Here is a 2,432-nt window from a genome sequence, read left to right on the forward strand (position 1 = left end):
GCACCGCACTGGGAGCTCAAGGACACCGGTGTCACCGCGCGCCTGCGCGGTCTCGCGGCGGTCGACCGCGACACCGCCTGGGTCGCCGGCACACAGGGCGTCGTGCTGCGCACCGCCGACGGCGGCGCGACCTGGCGGGACGTCTCCCCGCCCGGCGCGGCCGGCCTGCAGTTCCGCGACGTCGAGGCGTTCGACGCGCGCCGTGCCGTGGTGCTCGCCATCGGTGAGGGCGAGGCCTCACGCGTGTACCGCACCGAGGACGGCGGGACCACCTGGACCGAGTCCTTCCGCAACACCGACCCCCGGGCGTTCTACGACTGCATGACCTTCTTCGACCGCCGCCACGGACTCGCCGTGAGCGATCCCGTCGACGGAAGGTTCCGCGTCCTGTCGACCGGCGACGGCGGCCGCACCTGGACGGTGCTGCCCGACGCGGGGATGCCGGCCGCCCAGGAAGGCGAGGCGGGATTCGCCGCGAGCGGCCAGTGCCTGGCCGCCTCCGGAGCCAGGGACGTCTGGCTGGCGACCGGCGGCGCCGCACGCGCGCGGGTGCTGCACTCCTCCGACCGCGGGCTGACCTGGAAGGCCGCCGACGTCCCCGTCCCCGCCGGGGACCCCGCGCGCGGTGTGTTCGCTCTCGCCTTCCGCGACCGCACGCACGGCCTCGCCGTGGGCGGCGACTACCGCGCCGACCAGCCCTCCCCGCGGGCCGCCGCCACGACCGCGGACGGCGGCCGCACCTGGCGGCCCGCGTCCGCCCCGCCGCCCGCCTACCGCTCCGGCGTCGCCTGGCTGCCGCACAGTCGCACCGCCGCCCTCGCGGTCGGCCCCGCCGGCACCGACCTGACCACCGACGCCGGCCGCACCTGGCGCACCCTCGACACCGGCTCGTACGACACCGTGGACTGCACGCCCGACCTCGGCTGCTGGGCCGCGGGTGACCAGGGGCGCGTGGCACGCCTGGAGAGCTGAACCGATTTCCGGGTACCCGGAAAGCCCGAACGCGAAGGGAGTGAGCGTCCATGCCACGCGGTTCCAGCCCCAAGCGGGAGCGCCAGTACGAGCACATCAAGGAGAGCGCGCAGGACCGGGGGGAGAGCCCCGGCCGCGCGAAGGAGATCGCCGCGCGGACGGTCAACAAGGAGCGCGCCCGATCCGGCGAGTCGAAGACCGCGAGCCGCACCTCCACCGAGGACATGTCGTCCGGCAGGCGAGGCGGTCAGCGGTCCGGCAAGGGCTCTCAGGGGCCCACCTACGACCAGCTGTACGAAGAGGCCAAGCGCCGGGGCGTCAAGGGCCGCTCGGACATGAACAAGAGCCAGTTGCGGCGCGCGCTCGACGACTGACGCCTGCACCGGCCGCTGACCGAAACATGATCGCGAGCCCGCCCGCCGGGCCGTACGCTCGTCCTCATCATGACGACCGTCAGCATTCCCGCGGGCTGGCCCGCGACCGAGGAAGAGGCCCGCGCCGTCCAGGACGAGCTGCGGACCCGCGTCCTGTTCGAGCCGGGGCCGCCCGTGGGCGCCGGCCATGTGACGGGGGTCGACGTCGCCTACGACGACGAGCGCGACGTCGTCGCGGCGGCGGCCGTCGTGCTGGACGCGGCGAGCCTGGAGGTCGTCGCCGAGGCCACCGCCGTCGGGCGGATCTCCTTCCCCTACGTGCCCGGACTGCTGGCGTTCCGCGAGATCCCCACCGTGCTCGCCGCTCTGGACGCCCTGCCGCACGAGCCGGGCCTGGTGGTGTGCGACGGCTACGGTCTGGCCCACCCGCGCCGCTTCGGCCTCGCCAGCCACCTCGGGGTGCTCACCGGGATGCCCACCATCGGCGTCGCCAAGAACCCGTTCGTCTTCACCCACGCCGACCCGGACGCCCCGCGCGGATCGGCGTCCCCGCTGCTGGCGGGCGACGAGGAGGTCGGACGGGCGCTGCGCACCCGGGCGGACGTGAAGCCGGTGTTCGTCTCCGTCGGCCACCGCGTCACCCTGGACGACGCCTGCGCCCACACGCTCGCCCTCACCCCCAGGTTCCGGCTTCCGGAGACCACCCGCCGGGCCGACTCACTGTGCCGGCGGGCCCTTCACGAGGCCGTCATCCGCCACTGACCCACCTCCCGGTACTCCGAGTCGAGGATCGCCGCGCTCTCGCCGTCCCGCAGGGCGTAGTGCTTGAGGTTGCCGCCCCAGTACCGCAGGATCCGCTGCAGTTCCCCCACCGGGTCCTGAGCGGTCGCCCCCTCGTCGACGGTGACCTCCAGAACGAACTTCATGATGCTCCCCTTTCGCCGTGACCGGACACGTCAATCGTTTCATTGACGTTCCCTTGGAGACTTCGGCACGGAGGCGGCGTTGATCTCCGGGGGATCTACCGCGAATCGTCGGGGAAAGTCTCAAGCCGGGGACAGGCCCGAGGGGGGGGGGGGGGGGGGG

At 74.0% G+C, this 2,432-nt stretch carries 4 protein-coding genes; 3 read left to right on the forward strand and 1 reads right to left on the reverse strand.

Translation table 11 applies throughout. From position 1 onward, the window contains the following. The 3 genes from ACN6LD_RS33130 to ACN6LD_RS33140 form a co-directional block, all read left to right on the forward strand. On the forward strand, positions 1–972 hold a 972-nt coding region (locus ACN6LD_RS33130; RefSeq protein ID WP_445045097.1), incomplete at its 5' end, for a WD40/YVTN/BNR-like repeat-containing protein. A 50-nt stretch (positions 973–1,022) separates the two neighbouring features. Continuing rightward, entirely contained in the window at positions 1,023–1,346 is a 324-nt protein-coding gene (locus tag ACN6LD_RS33135; RefSeq protein WP_319197850.1) for a plasmid stabilization protein, read from the forward strand. Positions 1,347–1,415: 69 nt separating this feature from the next. Next, positions 1,416–2,108: an endonuclease V gene (locus ACN6LD_RS33140; RefSeq protein ID WP_319197851.1), complete on the forward strand. Its 693-nt coding sequence runs from the start codon at positions 1,416–1,418 to the stop codon at positions 2,106–2,108. On the opposite strand, the gene ACN6LD_RS33145 is transcribed toward ACN6LD_RS33140, so the two are convergent. Continuing rightward, positions 2,084–2,272, reverse strand: coding sequence for a hypothetical protein (locus ACN6LD_RS33145; RefSeq protein WP_319197853.1), 189 nt, complete (start codon positions 2,270–2,272; stop codon positions 2,084–2,086). The genes ACN6LD_RS33140 and ACN6LD_RS33145 overlap by 25 nt on opposite strands. Between the last annotated feature and the right edge of the window lie 160 nt (positions 2,273–2,432).

The sequence above is a fragment of the Streptomyces sp. SAS_272 genome, assembly GCF_052543235.1.

Coding starts and splice junctions, on each gene's coding strand:
- ACN6LD_RS33145 (WP_319197853.1), bottom strand. CDS start 2,272: ATGAAGTTCGTTCTGGAGGTCACCGTCGACGAGGGGGCGACCGCTCAG.
- ACN6LD_RS33135 (WP_319197850.1), top strand. CDS start 1,023: ATGCCACGCGGTTCCAGCCCCAAGCGGGAGCGCCAGTACGAGCACATC.
- ACN6LD_RS33140 (WP_319197851.1), top strand. CDS start 1,416: ATGACGACCGTCAGCATTCCCGCGGGCTGGCCCGCGACCGAGGAAGAG.